Annotated in this window: 18 protein-coding genes; 11 read left to right on the forward strand and 7 right to left on the reverse strand. The window is 55.4% G+C overall.

Translation table 11 applies throughout. From position 1 onward, the window contains the following. The 4 genes from K5905_RS06625 to K5905_RS06640 form a co-directional block, all read right to left on the reverse strand. On the reverse strand, positions 1–415 hold a 415-nt coding region (locus K5905_RS06625), incomplete at its 3' end, for an FAD-dependent oxidoreductase (protein WP_297581655.1). After that, positions 412–1,911 (reverse strand): aldehyde dehydrogenase, encoded by a 1,500-nt coding sequence (locus tag K5905_RS06630; RefSeq protein WP_297581658.1) that lies wholly within the window; start codon positions 1,909–1,911, stop codon positions 412–414. The genes K5905_RS06625 and K5905_RS06630, both read right to left, overlap by 4 nt. A gap of 2 nt (positions 1,912–1,913) precedes the next feature. Beyond that, positions 1,914–2,819 (reverse strand): dihydrodipicolinate synthase family protein, encoded by a 906-nt coding sequence (locus K5905_RS06635; protein ID WP_297581708.1) that lies wholly within the window; start codon positions 2,817–2,819, stop codon positions 1,914–1,916. 19 nt (positions 2,820–2,838) lie between these two features. Further along, positions 2,839–3,540: a GntR family transcriptional regulator gene (locus tag K5905_RS06640; protein ID WP_297581710.1), complete on the reverse strand. Its 702-nt coding sequence runs from the start codon at positions 3,538–3,540 to the stop codon at positions 2,839–2,841. A gap of 137 nt (positions 3,541–3,677) precedes the next feature. On the opposite strand from K5905_RS06640, the gene K5905_RS06645 reads away from it, so the two are divergent. After that, positions 3,678–4,655: a GlxA family transcriptional regulator gene (locus K5905_RS06645; protein ID WP_297581661.1), complete on the forward strand. Its 978-nt coding sequence runs from the start codon at positions 3,678–3,680 to the stop codon at positions 4,653–4,655. Positions 4,656–4,741: 86 nt separating this feature from the next. Here the strand turns inward: K5905_RS06645 and K5905_RS06650 are convergent, their stop codons facing one another. From K5905_RS06650 to K5905_RS06660, 3 genes are all read right to left on the reverse strand, one after another. Next, on the reverse strand, positions 4,742–6,079 hold the full coding sequence (locus K5905_RS06650; protein WP_297581666.1) for a hypothetical protein: 1,338 nt from the start codon (positions 6,077–6,079) through the stop codon (positions 4,742–4,744). A gap of 31 nt (positions 6,080–6,110) precedes the next feature. Continuing rightward, positions 6,111–8,669 (reverse strand): tetratricopeptide repeat protein, encoded by a 2,559-nt coding sequence (locus tag K5905_RS06655; protein WP_297581669.1) that lies wholly within the window; start codon positions 8,667–8,669, stop codon positions 6,111–6,113. Between the two features lie 282 nt (positions 8,670–8,951). Further along, positions 8,952–9,611 (reverse strand): GntR family transcriptional regulator, encoded by a 660-nt coding sequence (locus K5905_RS06660; protein WP_297581672.1) that lies wholly within the window; start codon positions 9,609–9,611, stop codon positions 8,952–8,954. A gap of 199 nt (positions 9,612–9,810) precedes the next feature. On the opposite strand from K5905_RS06660, the gene K5905_RS06665 reads away from it, so the two are divergent. The 10 genes from K5905_RS06665 to K5905_RS06710 form a co-directional block, all read left to right on the forward strand. Continuing rightward, positions 9,811–10,896, forward strand: coding sequence for a Gfo/Idh/MocA family oxidoreductase (locus K5905_RS06665; protein ID WP_297581675.1), 1,086 nt, complete (start codon positions 9,811–9,813; stop codon positions 10,894–10,896). Between the two features lie 96 nt (positions 10,897–10,992). Further along, complete coding sequence (dctP, locus tag K5905_RS06670; protein ID WP_297581678.1) at positions 10,993–12,003, forward strand: TRAP transporter substrate-binding protein DctP; 1,011 nt, start codon at positions 10,993–10,995, stop codon at positions 12,001–12,003. 30 nt (positions 12,004–12,033) lie between these two features. Then, the gene (locus tag K5905_RS06675; protein ID WP_297581681.1) at positions 12,034–12,594 is read left to right on the forward strand and encodes a TRAP transporter small permease; all 561 of its coding nucleotides are present in this window, start codon (positions 12,034–12,036) and stop codon (positions 12,592–12,594) included. Then, complete coding sequence (locus K5905_RS06680) at positions 12,591–13,886, forward strand: TRAP transporter large permease (RefSeq protein ID WP_297581684.1); 1,296 nt, start codon at positions 12,591–12,593, stop codon at positions 13,884–13,886. Before K5905_RS06675 ends, K5905_RS06680 begins: the two co-directional genes overlap by 4 nt. Next, the gene (locus tag K5905_RS06685) at positions 13,886–15,772 is read left to right on the forward strand and encodes a sugar phosphate isomerase/epimerase and 4-hydroxyphenylpyruvate domain-containing protein (protein WP_297581689.1); all 1,887 of its coding nucleotides are present in this window, start codon (positions 13,886–13,888) and stop codon (positions 15,770–15,772) included. The genes K5905_RS06680 and K5905_RS06685 overlap by 1 nt, the downstream gene beginning before the upstream one ends. Next, positions 15,769–16,638 (forward strand): shikimate dehydrogenase, encoded by an 870-nt coding sequence (locus K5905_RS06690; RefSeq protein WP_297581692.1) that lies wholly within the window; start codon positions 15,769–15,771, stop codon positions 16,636–16,638. The genes K5905_RS06685 and K5905_RS06690 overlap by 4 nt, the downstream gene beginning before the upstream one ends. Then, a complete protein-coding gene (locus K5905_RS06695) occupies positions 16,635–17,447 on the forward strand; it encodes a citryl-CoA lyase (RefSeq protein WP_297581695.1) in 813 nt (270 codons plus the stop codon). Before K5905_RS06690 ends, K5905_RS06695 begins: the two co-directional genes overlap by 4 nt. Further along, positions 17,437–18,621, forward strand: coding sequence for a Gfo/Idh/MocA family oxidoreductase (locus tag K5905_RS06700; RefSeq protein ID WP_297581698.1), 1,185 nt, complete (start codon positions 17,437–17,439; stop codon positions 18,619–18,621). The genes K5905_RS06695 and K5905_RS06700 overlap by 11 nt, the downstream gene beginning before the upstream one ends. Further along, complete coding sequence (locus tag K5905_RS06705; protein WP_297581702.1) at positions 18,611–19,267, forward strand: hypothetical protein; 657 nt, start codon at positions 18,611–18,613, stop codon at positions 19,265–19,267. Before K5905_RS06700 ends, K5905_RS06705 begins: the two co-directional genes overlap by 11 nt. Positions 19,268–19,276: 9 nt before the next feature. Beyond that, positions 19,277–19,739, forward strand: a 463-nt coding sequence (locus tag K5905_RS06710; protein WP_297581705.1) for a Gfo/Idh/MocA family oxidoreductase, incomplete at its 3' end; no start/stop codon positions are given.

The raw sequence follows: 19,739 nt of genomic DNA on the forward strand, positions 1-19,739 counted from the left end.
CATAGCTGCTGTTGTGGGCGACTGCTTTGGGACTGGCGGCCCCATTGACCTTGCCGGCGCGGTCAAAGAAATTGCCATCAATACCATAATCTTCGACCGCGCCGGCAGCGAATGAGATGGCCCTACGGTTCAGTGTGGTCACCGCTTGATCGTCACCTGCGCCGGCATAGTCCTCGGAGTTTAGTTCATGCGGCAGATCGATCATGAACCCGGAGTTCCGACCGGCCGAGCTGTCCGCAAGACGACAGGCCTCCAGAACCACGACGTCGAGCGCCGGGTCGATCTGCTGGAGGCGCCGGGCCGCGGACAGACCGGCAAAACCGGCACCGACAATGACGACATCGGCGCTGAGGGCTTCACTCAGAACAATCGGATCTGGTTGGTCCGGCAAAATCCTGTTCCGGACCGAAGTCATCCGACGGCCTCATCCTCGTCGTCCGACAGGTCCAGCCAGATCGTTTTGATCTGAGTGTATTGATCATGTGCGGCGAGGCTGTTGTCCCGGCCGCCGAAACCGGACTGCTTGAAGCCGCCAAACGGTGTCGTGATATCGCCTTCGCCGAAGCAGTTCACGGTGACGGTTCCCGCCCGGATCGCACGCGCACCGCGCAAGGCCTTTTTAGCATTTGCCGTGAAGATCGAAGCTGCCAGCCCGTAATCGGTTGAATTTGCCAGCTCGATCGCTTCGTCAAATCCGCGCACGGTCAGAACACTCAACACGGGACCGAAGATCTCTTCCCTGGCCTGTTTCGACTGGCTTGAGACTTCCAAAATGGTCGGCTCAACGAAGGCACCATCTCTGGAGGTGCCGCCCATAAGGACGTTCGCATCCGTTTCCAGATAGGTGCACACCTTGTTGAAATGTTCAGACGAGACCAGTGCCCCAACACGATGTGCCGGATCCAGAGGATCGCCCATGGTCCATTCCCGGGCATGAGCTAAGATCCGCTCCAGCAACGCATCCTTGATGTCTTCCTCCACGATGAGGCGTGAGCTTGCGGAGCAGTTTTCCCCCATGTTCCAGAACGCACCATTGACCACATGGGAGGCAACGCGGTCGAGGTTTTCCGCGTCTTTGAGAACGACGCTCGGGTTCTTGCCACCCATTTCCAGAACGATTTCCTTCAGATTGCTGTCGGCTGCATACCGCAGAAATCGACGGCCGGTTTCTGTTGAGCCCGTGAAGGAAATCATGTCGACATCCATGTGACGCCCCAAAGGCTCACCGACATCCGGACCGGAACCCGGCACAACATTGAATACACCGCGTGGAATACCGGCTTCCGCCGCAAGTTCCGCAACACGCAGAGCAGTCAGGGACGTTTCTTCCGCCGGCTTGACGACAACGGAGCAACCGGCAGCCAGGGCAGGACCGATTTTCCAGGCGAGCATCAAGAGCGGGAAGTTCCATGGCAGGACCAGACCGACGACCCCGATCGGTTCGCGCACGACCATCGCGATGTGGTCGTCGGAGGCTGGAGAGACCTGATCATAGATCTTGTCGATGGCTTCCGCGTGCCATTTGAGGCACTGGATTGTCTCCGGTACATCTACCGTTTCGCAGTCAAGGATGGTCTTGCCGCTGTCGAGACTCTCCATCACTGCAAGTTCGCGCCGGTTCCGGGTAATGAGTTTTGCAAAGCGGATCAGAATGTCCTTGCGCTCTGCCGGGTGCAGTCTCGACCAGCGGCCGTCCTCAAAGGCTTCCCGCGCCTTCTCCACGGCAAAATCAACATCCTCGGTGCCACAGGCCGCAATCTCCGCCAGGGTATCTCCCGTCGCAGGATTGACGGTGGCAAAGGTTCTTCCCGATTGCGCAGGCCGGTAGCCACCATCAATGAAGGCTGTTGTCGGGAAGGCGAGCTTGGCCGCAAGAGCCCTGTATTCCTCACGTGTCAGAAGATCCGTCATGTTCATGCTCCCGCCGTGATGTCTTCAATGGTGGATTTCAAAACCCGGATGACCTGTTCCAGTTGCCGTTTGTCGTCCTTGTTCAGCCCTTTCAGCGGCGGTCTTGGTGGACCGGCGTAAAGCCCGCTCATCTCGACACCGTGTTTGACGCACTGAATGAACTTGCCGCCTTGTTCCAGCACCCGCATCAGCGGCATCATGGCGGACATGATGCGGCGACCCTTGTTGAAATCGCCGGAGACGGCACAGGCCTGGTAAAGCGCAACATGTTCACGGGGCAGGAAATTGGAACCGGCACAGACCCAGCTGCGCGCGCCCCAGGCGAAAAATTCAAGAGCCTGGTCATCCATGCCGCAGGACATTTGAATATGTGGATAGTCGCGGGCCAGAAGATGGACCCGGTTGATGTCACCGGAACTTTCCTTGATCGCGCAGACATTGCGCGAGCGGCCAACCCGGTCGAGAAACTCCTCGCCCATGTTGACACCCATCCGGCCCGGGTAGTTGTAGAGCATGATCGGCAGATCGGCCGCCCGGTCGATTGTCAGCACATTGAGCGCGTTCTCACGTTCCGTCGGCACGGCATAAGGCGGCGTCGCGACCAACAGTGCATCAGCGCCGAGCGCTGCCGCGCCTTCGGCCAGTGCGATTGAATCCGGTGTCCGCATGGTGCCGGTTCCGACAATCAGCGGAAGCCGTCCGGCAAGCTTGTCTTTGGTGAAACGGGCGAGTTCCAGGCGTTCGTCTGTTGTCTGCGCATAATTTTCACCTGTCGAACCGCCAGAGATCAGACCATTCACATCACTCTGGACGAGATGATCGATCACCTTCTCAAGCGCGTCCCAGACGACGTTTCCGTCGTCGTCATAAGGGGTCACGACCGGCGTGTAGATGCCCTCAAAAATCATTCTTGGTGTCATCAGGTCCTCATGCGGATTTCTGTTTCGGCGGAGCGCCAAGAGGAGCTTCCAGACCGGCGGGCATCACGAACAATTCGATCTGGTCGCGAGACAGCGCCCAGTGCTCAAGCGCAAGTTCTGCGGCCCGTTCCTCGTCGCCATTCTCGATTGCGGCGATCATTTCGTCATGCTGCCTGCAGGCAAGTTCAAGCCTGTCTTCCTTGGCACCGGAATTCGGCCTGAAAAACGTCATCGCAATACGTGTGTGGTCGATCAGCAGGCGGTCAAGGCTGGCCTGCAGATAGCTGTTTCCCGCCATATGACCCGTTATCCGGTGAAACTGATCATTGGTCAGCGCCCGGTCCGTGACATCGCCTGAGGTCAGTGCCGTGCGAAATGCTTCCTGGGCGTCTTTCAACTCGGTGATTTGCGCCGGCGTCGCATTCTGGGCCGCGAGGCGTAATATCGCGCTATAAATCAGCGGTGCGGCGAGAAAGAAGTCCCGCAAGGTGTAATGCGTCATGTCTGAAACACGTGCGCCACGGTTCAGTTGCAGCGTGACGTAACCTTCACCGGACAGCAGCTGCAGCACCTCACGCAATGGTGTTCTGGACAAGCCGTATCTGTCGCACAGCTCACTTTCTTCCAGAGGGCTTCCCGGTTGGCGTTCCATCGTCAGAATCGCGCGCTTCAGGTCTTCATATGCAACCGATTTGGCAGTGCCGCGCACAGTAGGCATGAAAAGGCTCCGTTCGATTTTTGTTGACCTGCTTGTATACAATATGAATACAATGACAACACAATAATTATACAATCGCGCTTTGGCTGCTGATGAAGCTGAGGCGACAGAGGTCGGAGAAAAGCGACATGTCCCGCACCGCTGAGGTTACCTTTCTACTGCTCGACGCGTTTTCACACATTGCGTTTTCCTGCGCCGTTGAACCGTTGCGAATTGCCAATCTGCTTCAGAAAAGGGAGCTCTACCGATGGCGGCTGGCGTCTCCGTCGGGGGAAACGGCAACATGTTCCAACAATACTGTCACCCTGGTTGATCAGGGAATGGAACCGCTGCCGACGAGAAGCAGCCTGTTTCTGATATCCGGCCCTAATCCTGGTGAACAGGCAACACCACAGGTGCTGTCCTATATTCGCCGCGAGCGCGCACGTGGAACGCAGATCGGGGCAATTTGTTCCGGTGCTTATGTTCTGGCAAAGGCAGGGCTTCTGGAAGATCGGCGGGCAGCGCTTCACTGGGCGTTTCACGACAGCTTTCAGGAAAATTTTCCGAACGTGGAATTGTGCAAGAATGTCTTTGTCGCCGATGAGGCCTTTGTCACGGCGTCGGGGGGCACGGCTGCCGCGGATCTCATGCTTCACCTGATTGGAGAAGCCCATGGAATAGATCTTGCCGTCGCGGTTGCCGACATGATGGTTTATTCCGGTGTGCGCCCCGCCGAAGCCTCCCAGCAGATTTCCGTGCAGGCTCGTTATGGCATTCGCAATCCGCATATTGCCGAAGCCATCAGACTGCTGAACGAAAGCGCGCCTTTCTATCTGCCGACCTCTGAAATCGCGCGCAGGATTGGAATTTCAACCCGCCAGCTTGAGCGGCTTTTCCAGAAGCACCTGAAGGTCTCGCCGAAGAAATTTGCCATCAACCAGAAGCTGACCAAGGCGCGGAACCTTCTTCTCCAGACCGAGCAGTCCGTCTCCGAAATCGCTCTGGCTTGCGGCTATGAATCCGCATCTCACTTCATCCGCACCTATCAGGGGCGTTATGGTGTGACGCCGCACAACCAGCGTGTCTGCGGCGTGAGCGAACGGGCTTCAGAACAGGCCGCCTAGGTCATATTCTCATCATTTAGACAGCGATGGTATGACTTTGGCCCAATAGTGGCCAGTAGCCCGGCTTGTTTCAGCTTTGGGTGCTCTCAAGGCAGGCCCTGAATGCCGAAGCGAGTGCGTGCGATGTGAAACTCGGCAACTGCAATGCTGCGATCATTATTGTATCCGGCGCCTGTTTTGCTGAGCTTTCGCGTCAGGCTTGGATCGTCCGCGAAAATCCGGTCGATTTCCGCGGAGGAAACTTCAAGATTCTCGTCAAATTCAAGCGTTCCCGCTTTCATCATATCGAGCGCCTGCCAGGTTCTGCCGTGCTGCCAGGCAACAAAAACGCGCTTGTTTCTCTGCGAAAGGACCGTTTCGTCTTTCGCAACCACGAGAACAAGCTCAAACTCGATGCTGTTGTCCCGCTCGACATCATAGACCGCCATCATAAGAAGGGCGGCTTCGAGCGAGTTTGCTTCTCTTTCCTTCAAAAGGTGTGCTGGCGGGGGTATTTTCAGGTTCGTGCGTGCGGGAAACTCGATGTGTCTATCGAAAACCACTACAGCCTCGCTGCCGGCTTCTGCTGAAAACAGCCGCGAGTAACACGATCTGAGCGCGTCGACCTCACGCAGACGACGTGACCCCTCGTCGCGGAGCCTGCAGCTGATGCCCAAATCGTTTGCGGCACCCAATCGTCGTCGCGTCCAGGCCCCCAGAGAGGCGAGAATATAACCTTCGTCAAGGTCTTCTCCCGTCGGCTTCTTCAAATCAAATGAGACCGTATGCGGAGGAAGGACATTCGCCCTGATGCTTTTGCTGATCAGTTTTTCCTGAGTCACATCTTCAAAGACAGTCCAGGAAATGGATATTTTTTCTACAAAATTCTTTGGAAGCGTAAAATCCGGTGTAATCGTCTCGCCGAAAGCAGCTAAGTGACCGATTTCAATTTCTGTTCTCTGCCCTTTCAGAACAACATTCTGTTCCGGTTCGAAACTGACTACCACGCGCCATTTCTTCTTACATTTGTTCTTGCCTTCAATTCGCAGCCAATAGGGAAAATTTTCCGATCCGATCGAGTTGAGCAAGTAGTGAGGTATGACATTGGGCATCAGGGGATTGAGATCGATGCATTCAAAGCTGGTCTCGGTCGATTTCTTCACCTGTTCAGTGATACCCGGTTGATCGTCGCGCATTTGCCCGTTTGTTTGCTTGGGAGTTTCTGGATTAAGAAAAGAAATCCAACCCTTCATGATCGCGAGAACGCCTGTCGAGATCGTGGCTAAAATAGTTATGGCCGCCGCCGCCACTTTCAGGTGTTTAATCAGCGCAGGATCTCTTTTTTCCGTATTCCCTTCAGAAGCGGATTTGGGCTCTTCTTTCTCTGAAATTGTCTGCGCCTTTTCCTTGGTCTCAGTCGGCGCATCGATCTCCTTGTCCGGCATTTGGGCTACCTGTTAGTCTGATTGTATTGCGTTAGTCCTGTTGCTCTTCGTAAAGTCCCAGTGCGCTAGCAATGATGTAATCGGTCACGACACCTCGAACAAAAACTCGCGCCTCGATGCCCCAGCTGAAAACACCTTTTGGCGGCAGATCCACAGTCCTGAACGATTCCACCATGAACTCGACATCATCGAGCCAGCCCCTGTTCTCCCAGGTCTCTTTCCATGCCACGACCCTGGGCCCACCTGAGTGATGTTCCATCAACGCATGTAACGCGTTGTCGTTATTGTCGGGCAAAAGCAATTTTCCAAACCATTTGGCCCCGAGAAAAATCGAATTGTCAGCGTTCTGCAGGAAGGCGACCCGGTCAGGGCTTTTGCTTTTTTCCAAAAGGCGCCACCCTTTGCCGGGCTTGCCTTCACCCCATTCTTCGAGGTCGAGCCTGTCGAATGTACTGGGAATGAACTGAAACAGTCCAAGAGCCTGGGCGTGCGAGAGTGCGGCCGCATAAAACCGGCTTTCGTTGCGCATTACGGAATAAAGCAGATTCGCTTTGACTTTATGCTCCTTTGCCTGCTTCGACAGGGTGTCCTCGTAAACCGTCGGATAAGAAGTGCGCAGAAAGCCTGGCTCGTTCATGATCGCCGATTTTTCCGGACGGTAGGTCGTCGTGCCTGAATAAAGAAGGGTCATGCTCAACGGCCAGTCCGCAGCATAGCGTGCAACCGCATCGGCGATGTAAAGCCGAATTTGCGGTGTGTCATTCACCGCGACGGCAGTGATTGCTTCTTGCCTGAGAGAGAGTATGACGGCAATGCGAGTGAACAATCCGTAGGCGTCAATTTCTGCCGGCGCGAATTCTTCGACCCTGCGACTTGCCTCAAACGCCAACAATTGGTTTTCGCTTTTCATCGCAGCCTGGTAGAGCCCGCTGGCAAGGGCGGAATCGACACGTTCCTTGTAGACTCCGGACGGGTTCTTCTTGTCGGATTTACCGGACTTTTTCGTAATTTCCTGCGCGTCTGCGGAAGTCTGTTGGCGGTCTTGCAAATAGGCTTGAGGGTCAAAGATCGTCGATGGAGCCTGCCCATAGGCACGGCGGAGTATTGCCCTGACCTCCGCGCTTTCCGGTAGCAATTGTCTGCGCGCATCCTTCCCGGAGTGAAGGTGCATGAGCGCCCGAATTCCGTAATAGTCGAAAGGGTGCATTTCGTAGCAGATCTCGAAATGCTTTTTCGCTTCTTCGTCCCGGCCACTGTCTTCTGCAATACGTCCCAGCCAGAAACGTGCGCGATTGATCAGTTCACCTTCCGGATGGCGCTCCAGATAACTCTCCAGGATTTCGCGCGCTTCTTCATTGGCTTCAGGTGTGTTGCGCCAGATAAGGTTCAGGGCCGGTAACAGGCTCGCGCTGTCGGCCCGGTCGTTTTCTCCCGTAAAATTCTGTAACTGTTCGAACCAGGGTGTTGCGGCCTCGAGATCGTTTTCAATCAGTTCTGCAAGCGCTCTGTTGAACAAGGCGTCATCGGCAAACTTTCCTTTGGGAAACTCATTCAGAACCTGTTCGAAGGTCTCCTTGTATCGTCCACCTATGTCCCATAACACGTTGCCTTTCCGAAAAAGAGCCTCTTCCACGAACTTGTTCTGAGACGAATACCGGTAAACATTTTCGTACCAGTCGAGCGCCTTGTTCTTGTTCTCCTTGGTGTTTGTCCGAATGGCTCGTGCCATCCAGAACATCGCTTCGACAGCAACCTGATCGTCGTCGGATTCCGCTGCTTGCTCGAGATAGGGAAACGCTTTCTCGTAGTAGCCCGATCGTCTGCTCTTTTTCTCATCTATTGCAAATTGAACAAGGTGCCGACCGCGTATCAACGCGATCCGATCCGGGCTTGCGATGTCTTCTTCCAGAACAAAACGATAAAGCGGATCTTCCTGAGGACGCTTTTCTTCCGACCGCAACTTGCTGAGGTAATGCAGATAATACTGCGCGGCTTCATCGCGCATACCCGCGTTGAACGCCACTTCCGACAGGCGATGGAAAATGGTCTCTTCCAGCAGAGGCAATCGAGGGAGGTTCGGATGATAGGCGGATACTGCGTAGCCAAGGCGCGAGGCCATCAGTTCGACGGTCCAATTGGCTACCAGATTGACGTCTTCCGTGCTTGTCTTCACTACGTCCGGGTGTTGCGCGCTGATTGAGAGCCAACGGTAAATGGCAAACGGAGCGATAGCAGTGCCGCCCAGTGTGTCGGTGTTCAGCCGTGTGGCCGACGCTTCGATTATGTCCTTGTAGAGTTCCTGCGCTGCCTTGATCTCCTGCCTTTCCAAAAGAGCTTCGGCGCGCAGAAATGAATAGATGGGCCAGTCGGGTGAACCGGAATCAAGTTCGGACAAACGCGAGAGAATCTCTTCCTGGGTGTCCCGGTCCTTCTCTTGCGATGACAGGGTACTTCTCGGTGTCAGGAGGATTTCAAGCTCGTGTGGGTCCCACATTCCGATTTGAGCTGACGCAGGGATACTGGCTGCGAATACTCCTGCTACGGAAACACATAATCGCAAAATGAAGTATATGACTGGCCTTTTTTGCATTCGGGTCTCCTGAAATAAAAGCCCGAGCTATTAAAACGTGCAGTTTATTATGGCACATCAAATTATTGAATCAACGCAGGTATCAATTCTTTCGCGACATCGTTCGGGATGTGCAATTGGAAGGATCGACGCGAGGATCTGGTGACGAAACCGCGAACCGCGCGCGCTCAATCTGTAAACCGATCATGCTGCGGTCTTGCGCACGTGCCATGAACTCAGTGAATGGAAAGTCGGGGCAGGGCTGCCTTCAAACGGTCCTGCTGTCGAAGCAAGTAGACTTTCTCATCCCATCGCCGCAAGCGTATGCTCAACACCATTGCTGATGTGGCTCTCCAGCATTTTGGTCGCGGACTTGGTGTCCCGCGCGAGAGCGGCTTCGAACATGTCCTTGTGTTCTTTGACCGCTTCCTCACCGCGATGCGTGAGAACGAGCATCTGGTAGCGGAGATACTTGTCGTACATGATCGCGTGCAGCGACAACAGATTCGTGTTGTTGCACGCCTGGATCATGGCCAGGTGAAATTCCCAGTCGTATCGTTTCCAGGTTTCCTTTTCGCTTTCGTCGCCGCTAAGCATCTTCTGTTCCATCAGATGAAGCTTGTGATGGGCAGCCACCAGATTACCTTCCCAGTCGGTATCGCCATTCTCCACCGACAGTTTCAGGGCATGGCATTCCAGCAGAATGCGCAGATTTCCAATTTCAATCATATCTTCCTTTGAAACCGGGGTTACGCGAAATCCGCGCTGTTCGGGCGCCTCCACAAAGCCTTCACTTGCCAGGCGGCTAAGCGTTTCGCGCAAGGTTGAGGGGCTGGTCGAATAACGCTGCTTGAGGCCTTCAAGTTTGAGTTTCGAGCCAGGTTCGAGTTCCCCGAAAATAATATCGCGTTTGATCTTCTGATAGGTGCTGGAGCCAATTGTGGCTGGTGTCTGCTGCATCATTTTTGGCCGATGAAATAGAAATCATCTTGCATTTATCACAGTTAGGCGACTAGAGCAATTTTCAAAAATTTAAGTCAAAAATAAAAATATCAGATATTATTGCAAATTTGTATTTTTATCCCTACCATCGCGGCGAACATACCGCTCGGCGGCCGATTGGCTGAGGAGTGCCACGGAATTTGTTGCTTGGGAGCCATTCGTGCATTCAAACATACGACTCGCCATTGCCGGTCTGGGACTCGTGGGCAAACGCCATGCCGAGGCAGTTGCCCTGGTCCCGGGTGTCGACCTTGTGGCGACAGTCGACCCAAACGAAGATGGTCGGGACACTGCTGCAAGCATGGGGCTACCGTGCTTTGAGACAATCGAAGGCGTTCTGGAGAACGCCGGCGTCGACGGGATAATTCTTGCAACGCCGACCCTGTTGCATGTTGAACAGGCAATGGCGTGCATTGAGCATGGCTGTCCGGTTCTGGTCGAAAAGCCGATCGGTGCGTCCGCACTTGAAGCACATGCGCTGGTGCAATTGGCGGAGACCAGAAATGTGCCTCTGCTGGTCGGGCATCATCGTCGCTACAATCCACTGATCCAGAAAGCCAAGGAAGCTGTTGAGAGCGGCGTGATTGGAGATGTTCGGGCGGTTCAGGGCACCTGCTGGTTCTACAAACCCGACAGCTATTTCGAAGCGGCGCCCTGGCGCATGCGATCGGGTGCAGGCCCGGTATCGGTCAACCTTGTTCATGACATCGACCTGATCCGATATCTTTGCGGTGAGGTGACGGCCGTTCAGGCGGTTTCAGCACCATCTGTCCGAGGATTTGAAAACGAAGATGTGGCAAGCGCTCTACTGGAGTTCAGCAACGGTGCGGTCGGCACGATTTCAGTGTCTGACAGTATTGTTGCGCCCTGGAGTTGGGAGTTTAATTCTCAGGAAAACCCGAAATATCCACCCATGGCCGAGAGTTGCTATCTTATCGGCGGTTCCGAGGGGTCGCTTTCCGTGCCGGACCTGCGGGTCTGGACACACCAGGACAGGCAACAAGACTGGTGGACACCGCTTTCGGCAACAACGCTGACCCGAGATGCCTCTGATCCGCTGGTCAATCAGATTAGTCACTTCAAGGACGTAATTCTTCGAACGGCTGAGCCGATTGTTTCGGGCGTTGAAGGATTGCGGACGCTTCAGGTGATTGAAGCCATTCAGGTTTCCGCGCAGCACCGGAACCGGTTGGAGATAAAGGATATCACGGCAGCGGCTCCGGGATCGTTGAGGACTGCTGGTTAAAAATATCAGATATTTTTAAAAAAATCTTGCAAAACGCTAATAATCCGTCATGCTCCAAAATTGAACTCTGAATACGAAAATCTCAAGGAGGAAGAGATGATCACGAAACTTACTCGCCGGGCTGCGCTGACGGCCTTTGTTGCCGCCGGAGTGCTGGCTGGAAGTTCAGCAGCAGGCTTTGCCGAAGACAAGGTGCAGCTGCGTCTTGCGACTTCGGGCTCGGAAACCGATCAGCGCTCGGTGGCCATGCGCGACGTGTTTGCACCGATGGTGTCCGAATTTGCCGACTTCGTTCCGAGTTACAATGGCACGATCTTCGCTCAGGGAACGGAGCTTGACGCCATCAGCCGCGGAAATCTGGAAATGTCCATTGCTTCTGCTCAGGAGCTGGCGCAATTCTTCCCGGAGTTTTCCATCTTTACCGCCGGCTACGTCCATCAGGATGCGGCTCACCAGGTCGCCGTTTTCAATGACGAGCTGATGGACCCGTTCAAGAAGAAGGTTGAAGAAGAGCTCGGCGTGAAGCTTCTTTCGGTCATGTATCTCGGGCGTCGTCAAGTCAATCTGCGCCAGTCCAAGGATGATCTGACCGTCAAGACACCGGCCGATCTCGCAGGTGTCAACCTGCGCATGCCTGGTACAGACGCCTGGCAGTTCCTGGGAAAGGCGCTGGGTGCGTCCCCGACACCGATGGCATTCGCAGAAGTTTATACGGCACTTTCCGCTGGCGCTGTTGATGGCCAGGACAACCCGCTCCCCACCGTCGTTGATGCGAAGTTCTACGAAGTGACCAACCAGATTGTCCTGACGTCTCATCTGGTCGACCTGAACTACATCGCTATGTCGGTCGAGGTCTTCAACAGTCTGACACCTGAGCAGCAGGCTACTGTTCAAAAGGCAGCCGATGCAGCGGCCGAATCCGGTCGCAAGGCGCAACTGCAGAAAGAGCAGGAACTCGTATCCTTCCTGGAAGAGCAGGGCATGGAAATTTACGAGCCGGATCTCGATGCCTTCCGCAGCCAGGTGCAGTCCATGTACCTTGAAAGTGAATTCGCATCGACATGGCCTGAAGGCGTGTTGGATAAAATCAACGCACTGGGCCAGTAATCAGGCAATCGCTCCCGCAGGAGAACTGATATGAAACGCATTTCAACCTGGTTCACCTGCGGGACCGAAGCCATCGCCGCTGCCATGCTGGCGGCAATGTTCTTCACTTTCCTGCTGCAGATTTTCTCCCGCTACGTTCTCGTAACTCCCTTCGGCTGGACACTGGAACTTTGCCTGATCCTCTGGGTCTGGATCGTATTCTTCGGCAATGCATTTGTCGTTCGTGAAAAAGATCATGTGACCTTCGACATTCTGTATCTGGCATTGCCCAGAAAAGGTCAGAAGGTGCTGGCTCTGATCGCTGCAGGGTCCATCGTGGTTGGAATGGCTTGGTCTTTCCTGCCGACCTGGGACTATATCGACTGGATGAAGATCCGAAAAACCACCACGGTGGAAAATCCGCTGACGGGCAGCAAGATCCCCCTGCGGACGATTTTCTCGATCTACCTCATTTTCATGATCGCAGTCATCGTCAGGTATGCCTGGCGTTTCGTCGACATCCTGCGTCACGGGCCACCAAGCGGTGAACACGACCTTCCCGGACACGAACATGAACCGCCCTCCATTCAACAGGGGGATGAAGCGGTATGAGCATGGAACTCGCTCTGTGCCTGATCACCCTTTTCGGGCTCGCAGGGATCGGAACACCGATTGGATATTCGATCATCCTGGCCTCGCTCGTCTATCTGGGTGCGGCGGGTCTGGACCTTGCCCTTGCAGGGGAAAAGATCTTGCAGGGCCTTTACAAAAGCTTCGTTCTTCTTGCCGTTCCGCTGTTCATAGCGGCCGCCAACATCATGAATGCGGGCACGATTTCGGAGCGTTTGCTCAGTTTCTGCGTTGCCGCCGTGGGCCGGTTCAAGGGTGGTCTCGGGCACGTCAATGTCGTTGCCTCGCTCATATTTTCCGGCATGTCCGGATCAGCGGTCGCTGATGCAGCCGGGATCGGCAAGATCATCATTGGAATGATGACGAAGGACGGTCGTTATTCCAGGGGCTATGCGGCTGCAATAACAGCGGCTTCTGCAACGATCGGTCCTATCATTCCGCCATCGATCCCGATGGTACTTTATGCACTCGTTTCCAATGCTTCGATCGGTGCGTTGTTTCTGGCAGGTATTTTGCCGGGGTTGGTAATGGGCGCCGTGCTGATGGCCATGAACTACTACCTGGCAAGCAAGCGTGGTTTTGCGCTGGAAGAGCCTGTACCGCTGCGCAAGCTGCCCCGCTACACGGCCAATGCCTTCCCGGCGCTGCTGATGCCGGTCATCCTGCTTTTCGGTATTTACGGGGGTGTCACCACACCCACGGAAGCCGCAGCAGTTGCGGCACTTTATGCGCTTTTGCTGGCAGGGCTTTTCTATCGTGCTCTTTCCCTGCACGGACTTTACAGGATCTTCGTCGAAAGCGCGCGCTCTTCGGCAGCAGTCGGCATTGTCATCGGCGGTGCACTCATCCTGAATTTCGTGGTCATTTCGGAGAATATTCCGGGCATGATGTCCGCATTCCTGCAAGGAATAGACGTCCATCCACTGGTGTTCCTGGTGGGGGTCAATATCCTTGTCCTGCTCCTGGGCTGCATCCTTGATGCCACGACGATCATCCTTGTGATTGTGCCGCTGTTCATTCCGACGTGCAGGGACCTGGGCATAGATCTGGTTCACTTCGGGGTGCTGGTTGTCGTCAACTCCATGATCGGGTTGATCACACCTCCCTATGGCATTTTGCTCTTTGTCATCAACGCTGTGACCGGAATTCCATTGCGTGAGATCATTTCTGAGATCTGGGCATTTCTATTGGTCCTCATCGGGGCTTTGATTCTGATGATCCTGTTCCCTGAAATCGTTCTCTTCCTGCCGAAGTTGCTCGGATATGTAGGCTGATGACCCTCTGTATCTCGACGACTTCCATACCCGGTGACCTGCCGTCGAAGCTGAAAGCGATCGCGTCGGCGGGGTTTCAGAGCGTTGAACTTCACGATCCGGATTTCACCAGTTTCCACGGTTCGGCGAACGAAATAAGCAATATCGTGGAAGAACTCGGACTGAGCATCGCACTTCTGAAACCCTTTCATGACCTGGAAGGACAACCCGACCAGCAATCCGCATTCGATCGCCTTGAGGTCAAGTTCGATCTTATGGAGGCAGTCGGTGCGGATCTGCTGCTGGTTGGGTCTGCCAGGTCCATGGAGCCGGGTGTTGGACGCGAACGGATTGTGGAGGATCTTGCAAATGCGGCGGAGCGTGCGGAAAAGCGGGGGCTGAAACTTGCCTATCTGGCGCTCCCCTGGGCGCGCGACATCACAAATGACACGCAATCAAACGAGCTGGTCAAGGCGATCGGCAGCAAGAGCCTGGGACTATCGCTGAACAGCTATTTCGCGCTGGCCGGAGGGCGCCGTCCGGCGGACCTGCGGAAACTCGATCTGTCCTCCGTCCTTCATGTGCAGCTGTCGGATGCGCCACGACTGGAAACCGATATCCGGATGCTGAAGAGACATTTCGGAATGCTGCCCGGTCTTGGTCGACTGAACCTGTCGGGATTTGTAAAAGTGCTTGCCCGCTCAGGATACAGGGGAGCCTGGTCGATTGCGCGCCTGAATGAACAGGACCAGGACGTGAGAGCCGAACAGATCACGCGCGACGGATACCGTTCGCTGGTTACCCTGCTCGACGACGTATCAGGCTCTGAACCTGGCTTGAAACTGGGGGCCCCTTCTTTGCCTGATCGGGGCCGGGCAAAGGGGTTCGAGTTCATCGAGTTTGCCACGGATGAAAGGACCCACGAGGAACTTGCCTGCGTATTGAAATCTCTCTGCTTCCGCATGGAACGGCGGCATGTTTCAAAGTCGGTGGAGCTCTGGCGTCAGGGCGCAATCAATATCGTCATCAATTCCGATCAGAGCGGGTTTGCCCACTCCGCCTTTCTCAGCCATGGGCCTTGCGTGTGCGACATGGGAGTGCGTGTTGACGATGCGAATCTGACGGTTGAAAGAGCAACGGAGCTGGGCACGGAACCGTTCTCGCAGACGGTTGGATCAGGTGAACTCGAAATACCCGCCATCCGAGGTGTCGGGGGTTCCGTCGTGCATTTTATCGACGAAAAGTCGGATCTGCACCGGGTCTGGGATATCGAGTTTGAACCGGTCAGCAAAACGGCAGCTACATGCCCGGCAGGATTGCGCCGCGTTGACCATGTTGCCCAGACCATGGCCAGCAGTGAAATGCGAAGCTGGGCGCTCTACTACATGACGACCTTTGACATGCAAAAATGCGAGATCGTTGATGTCGCCGACCCTGCAGGTGTCATTCGCTCCCAGGCGCTTGAAACCCCGGAGGGCGAATTGCGGCTCAATCTGAATGGAGCAGCCGGTCACAGAACTTTCGCCGGGTCGTTTCTCGCCGATCAATTCGGTGCCGGCGTCCAGCACATGGCCTTTCTCACCGACGACTTGTTCGAAACCTCCGATATCCTGGAGACCGCCGGTTTCCCTCGTCTCGAAATGCCGTGCAACTACTATGACGACCTGCGTGTCCGTTTTGGCCTGGACAGGGACATTGTCGAGAGAATGCGACGTGCGAACATCCTTTACGACAGAGAAGGCAACACCGAGTATTTCCAGATATACAGCCGCCCGATTTTCAACGGGTTCTTCTTTGAAATCGTCGAAAGGCGTGCCGGATATCGGGGCTATGGCGCGTCCAATGCACCCATCCGGCTGGCCGCACAGATGCGCTTTCAGCGCGCCGAAGGGATGCCGTTGAGATGAAAGCAGCCCTTCTGGGGGACAATATCGGCCCCTCTCTAACTCCGGCACAACATGAAATCGAGGGCGCTGCGCTCGGTATCCAATACGATTATCATCGCATCGACACTGGCGGGCAGAAGCTTTCGGGCGCAGCTCTGGAGGGTATCCTCGCCGATGCCGAGAAAATGGGACTTGTAGGTCTCAATGTTACCCATCCCCACAAGTCGGCAGTCGTGGATTTTCTGCATCGGCTGGAAGGGCCGGCGAAAGACCTCGAGACCGTGAATACCATCATTCTGCGAGACGGGATGCGGGTCGGGCACAACACTGACTACAGCGGGTTTCGACAGGCGGTCCAGGGCAAGATCGGATCGATAAAGGGTCATTCGGTTTTGCAATGTGGCGCTGGAGGTGCCGGCGCCTCGGTGGCGCTCGCACTGGCCGATCTTGGTATTGAACGATTGATTATCGTTGATCAGGTGGAACAACGCGCCCGGGACTTGAAATCGAAGCTGAACACCCTGAGGTCCTGGTTGCCGGTTGTCACGGCTTCCGGAGTTGAGGACGTTGGATTTGAAACCGTAGCAGGCGCGGTAAATTGCACTCCCTTGGGAATGGCCGAGCATCCCGGCATGGTGTTCGATCCCTGGCGGTTGCGACCGCAGGCCTGGGTCGCCGACATTGTCTATTTTCCCCGTAAGACCGACTTTCTGAAACGCGCGCGCAAGCATGGATGCCGGGTCATGGACGGAACTGCAATGGCACTCTGGCAGGCTGTCGGGGCTTTCCAGCTGTTGACGGGTCACGCGCCCGACGCCGAGCGCATGAAAAACGCACTTGAAACATTGCTTGCGCAAAACATCGATCATGAGAAGGAAAGAACATGAGCGCGGATGCAGAAGCGATCCGGCATTGGTGGCGAACTTCGATAATCGACATGGAGCCCGGGAAGATTGTCTTTCGTGGGTCACCCATTGAAGATTTGATCGGGAATGTGAGCTTCCCTCAGATGATCTGGCTCATGGTGCGCGGGGGCACGCCAACCGATGCTGAAGCAAGACTGTTCGAGGCGGCACTTGTGGCGGGTGTCGATCATGGTCCTCAGGCCCCGTCGATTGCAACAGCCCGGATGGCGGCAACCTGCGGGCTTGGCCTCAACAATGTCATGGCGACGGGCATCAACATGCTGGGTGACGTACATGGCGGTGCCGGTGAACAATGTGCCGAACTCTATTACGATATCGCCGAGCGTATGGCGACTGGTGCGTTGCTCGCCGAAGCTGTCCGTGAGGGGCTCGATCGCTGGCGGGCGGAACACGGCAAGATTGTTTCAGGCTTCGGTCACCGGTTCCATAAACCGACCGATCCCCGTGCGCCGAGACTGATGTTGCTGGTGCGCGAAGCTGCGGACGAGGGGACGGTTTCCGGTGCCTTTGCGGAGATCGGCGAAGCGGTTCAGGCGGAACTTGGTCGCTCACGAGGCGTCCCGATAGCAATGAATATCGACGGTGCAACTGCCGTGATCTTTTGCGAACTGGGTTTTCCCGCCCCCCTTTCAAGAGGGCTGTTTTGCCTCTCGCGTTCTGTAGGCATTCTTGCCCACGCCTGGGAACAGATGGCACAGGGCGGACGCAACAAGGGGCCGATGCCACCTCGTTTTCTCCCCAAATACGAACCTGAAGACAATGCTGGATGAAAAAGCGAAATCCTTCCGGGTCGGCCTGATCGGATGTGGCCGGATAAGTGACATCTATTTGAAGACACTCGCCAAGTTTCACGAAATTGACGTCGTGGCATGCGCGAGCCTCGATTTGGAAGAGAGTCAGGCAAAGGCGCAGCAATATGCAATTCCGAAAGCTTGTACGCCTGAAGACGTTTTTGCTGATCCCGAGATCGATTGCGTTCTTAACCTGACGATCCCCGCTGCCCATGCAGATGTGTCCCTAAGGGCCTTGCAATCAGGCAAACATGTCTACTCAGAAAAACCTTTTGTCACCGATCTTGCCGACGGCAATAAAATTCTGGAACTCGCTGCGACGAAAGGACTTCTCGTCGGCAATGCTCCGGACACGTTTCTTGGGGGGCGCTGGCAGACCGTTCGTTCGCTACTGGATACGGGTGTCATCGGCAAGCCGACGGGTGTGTTTGCTCATGTCGGCACCCACGGAACCGAGCGGCATCACCCAAATCCGGACTTCTATTATGCAAGAGGTGGAGGTCCCCTGTTGGATCTGGGGCCTTACTACCTGACCGCAATGGTGTTCTGTCTTGGCCCGATCGCGCGTGTTGCCGGGATGTCCCGGCGAACCTTTGACAGACGCATGATTGAAAACGGCCCGCGCGAAGGACAATGGATGCCGGTTGAGGTCGACACTCATTCACTCAGTCTGCTGGAATTCGAAAGCGGTGCCATCGGTGACATGACGATGAGTTTCGACGTCTGGGACAGCGGAACACCTCGTTTCGAGATATATGGCGAAGACGGAACGATCTGCATTCCGGACCCGGATCCGGTTCATGGTGCGAATATTTTCCAGGGTGAGGTGCTCTATCGGACCAAAGAGACTGCCCGCTGGACCCATCAGCCGCGTCCGGCCGGGAGAGATGACTGGCAGACGGCCATCAACCGCCATGGATTCAACGTGGACAGTCGTGGCCTGGGATTGCTGGATCTCGCCTATGCGGTTTCCGAAGGGCGCGAGCCGCGCGCCAGCGGTGCACTTGCCAATCATGTGTTCGAGGTCATGGCCGCAATCGACAGAGCCCCGCGGGAAGGAGCCTATCAGTCGGTCAGCAGCCGCTGCGAGCGTCCATTACCCTTGCCCTTGAATTTCAAGACAGATCTCATCGAGGCGCCCCATGTCTGTTAAACACCTGGAAATCGGCGAACCATTTTTCGGGCTGCGCCTGGTGACGGATGAGGCTTCATTTGAAATCGGCAACCGTGCCATTGTGCTCAATCTGGGTAACGCTCCCATTGCTGTCGAGGCGCAGAAGATCGGAGCTCTTCAGTCTGCTATCCTTGAGGGCTGTTCAGTTGTCGGTATTGACAAAATGGTCGTGATTGACCGGTTCGATACCCACGATGACGACGCGGAGCTGCTGACCGGTATTCGGGAACAATGGCCCTCGGCGTTCGAAGTCCGCCGCGAGGAACGGTTGCGCGGTGTTGAACATTACATGTCTCCCAAAATCTGGGTCGGCCAGGTCGGGTTCACCATTTATCACTCCGCTTCCATTCCCCTCAATGTCGGCCTGCACAAAGAACACCCGTTCTGTCCTGTGCCGGGCTTTCGGGAAGTGCATACGCAGATCGTCGGATTCGGCAAGATGCAGCAATGCCGTGAGAAAGACCTTTCCACTCTCTACCTGGAAGAAGTGATGGCGCCCGGTCATACGCACCGGCCCATGTTCGACGAGAACGGGAATTACCCGTGGCACCAGTTCGAAACAATAACGCCTAGCGTTTTCATGGCGGTTGAAATGCTGCCGGATGGCGCTCAGCCGCCAGCTTGAGGTCAGGTCATGAGCAGTATCTTACCTAAGACATTTGACTATAACGGCCCCTTTCCAAGACAATCCCGCCGCTTGCGTTTGGGGGTTGTTGGGGGAGGGCGTATCTCGGTGACGCAGGCCACCGCGGCCCGGATGACCGACCGATGGGAAATCGTCGCGGGAGCTCTCAGTTCTGATCCTGCCAAGGCATCCGCACGCGCCGGCGACTGGTTCATTGATCCGATGCGGAGCTATGCCTCCTTCGTCGAGATGGCTCGGCTGGAAGCGGCGAGGTCCGACGGTGTCGATGCGGTCATGATAACGACGCCCAATCATGTTCATTTCGATGCGGCCAAGGCGTTTCTGGATCAAGGCATTGACGTCTTGTGTGACAAGCCGCTGACCAATGACCCCGAAGAAGCCGACCAATTGGTTGCTATTGCGGAAGACACCGGCCTGATCTTTGCCGTGGGTTATGCCATGTCCTGCTTTC

Source organism: Roseibium sp. (assembly GCF_025698965.1).
Classification (GTDB): Bacteria; Pseudomonadota; Alphaproteobacteria; order Rhizobiales; family Stappiaceae; genus Roseibium.

What these genes read in the sequence shown, in the direction of transcription:
- K5905_RS06635 (WP_297581708.1), bottom strand. Translation starts at nt 2,819, where the DNA reads ATGATTTTTGAGGGCATCTACACGCCGGTCGTGACCCCTTATGACGAC.
- dctP (WP_297581678.1), top strand. Translation starts at nt 10,993, where the DNA reads ATGATCACGAAACTTACTCGCCGGGCTGCGCTGACGGCCTTTGTTGCC.
- K5905_RS06685 (WP_297581689.1), top strand. Translation starts at nt 13,886, where the DNA reads ATGACCCTCTGTATCTCGACGACTTCCATACCCGGTGACCTGCCGTCG.
- K5905_RS06680 (WP_297581684.1), top strand. Translation starts at nt 12,591, where the DNA reads ATGAGCATGGAACTCGCTCTGTGCCTGATCACCCTTTTCGGGCTCGCA.
- K5905_RS06630 (WP_297581658.1), bottom strand. Translation starts at nt 1,911, where the DNA reads ATGACGGATCTTCTGACACGTGAGGAATACAGGGCTCTTGCGGCCAAG.
- K5905_RS06695 (WP_297581695.1), top strand. Translation starts at nt 16,635, where the DNA reads ATGAGCGCGGATGCAGAAGCGATCCGGCATTGGTGGCGAACTTCGATA.
- K5905_RS06690 (WP_297581692.1), top strand. Translation starts at nt 15,769, where the DNA reads ATGAAAGCAGCCCTTCTGGGGGACAATATCGGCCCCTCTCTAACTCCG.
- K5905_RS06700 (WP_297581698.1), top strand. Translation starts at nt 17,437, where the DNA reads ATGCTGGATGAAAAAGCGAAATCCTTCCGGGTCGGCCTGATCGGATGT.
- K5905_RS06705 (WP_297581702.1), top strand. Translation starts at nt 18,611, where the DNA reads ATGTCTGTTAAACACCTGGAAATCGGCGAACCATTTTTCGGGCTGCGC.
- K5905_RS06660 (WP_297581672.1), bottom strand. Translation starts at nt 9,611, where the DNA reads ATGATGCAGCAGACACCAGCCACAATTGGCTCCAGCACCTATCAGAAG.
- K5905_RS06675 (WP_297581681.1), top strand. Translation starts at nt 12,034, where the DNA reads ATGAAACGCATTTCAACCTGGTTCACCTGCGGGACCGAAGCCATCGCC.
- K5905_RS06645 (WP_297581661.1), top strand. Translation starts at nt 3,678, where the DNA reads ATGTCCCGCACCGCTGAGGTTACCTTTCTACTGCTCGACGCGTTTTCA.
- K5905_RS06650 (WP_297581666.1), bottom strand. Translation starts at nt 6,079, where the DNA reads ATGCCGGACAAGGAGATCGATGCGCCGACTGAGACCAAGGAAAAGGCG.
- K5905_RS06655 (WP_297581669.1), bottom strand. Translation starts at nt 8,669, where the DNA reads ATGCAAAAAAGGCCAGTCATATACTTCATTTTGCGATTATGTGTTTCC.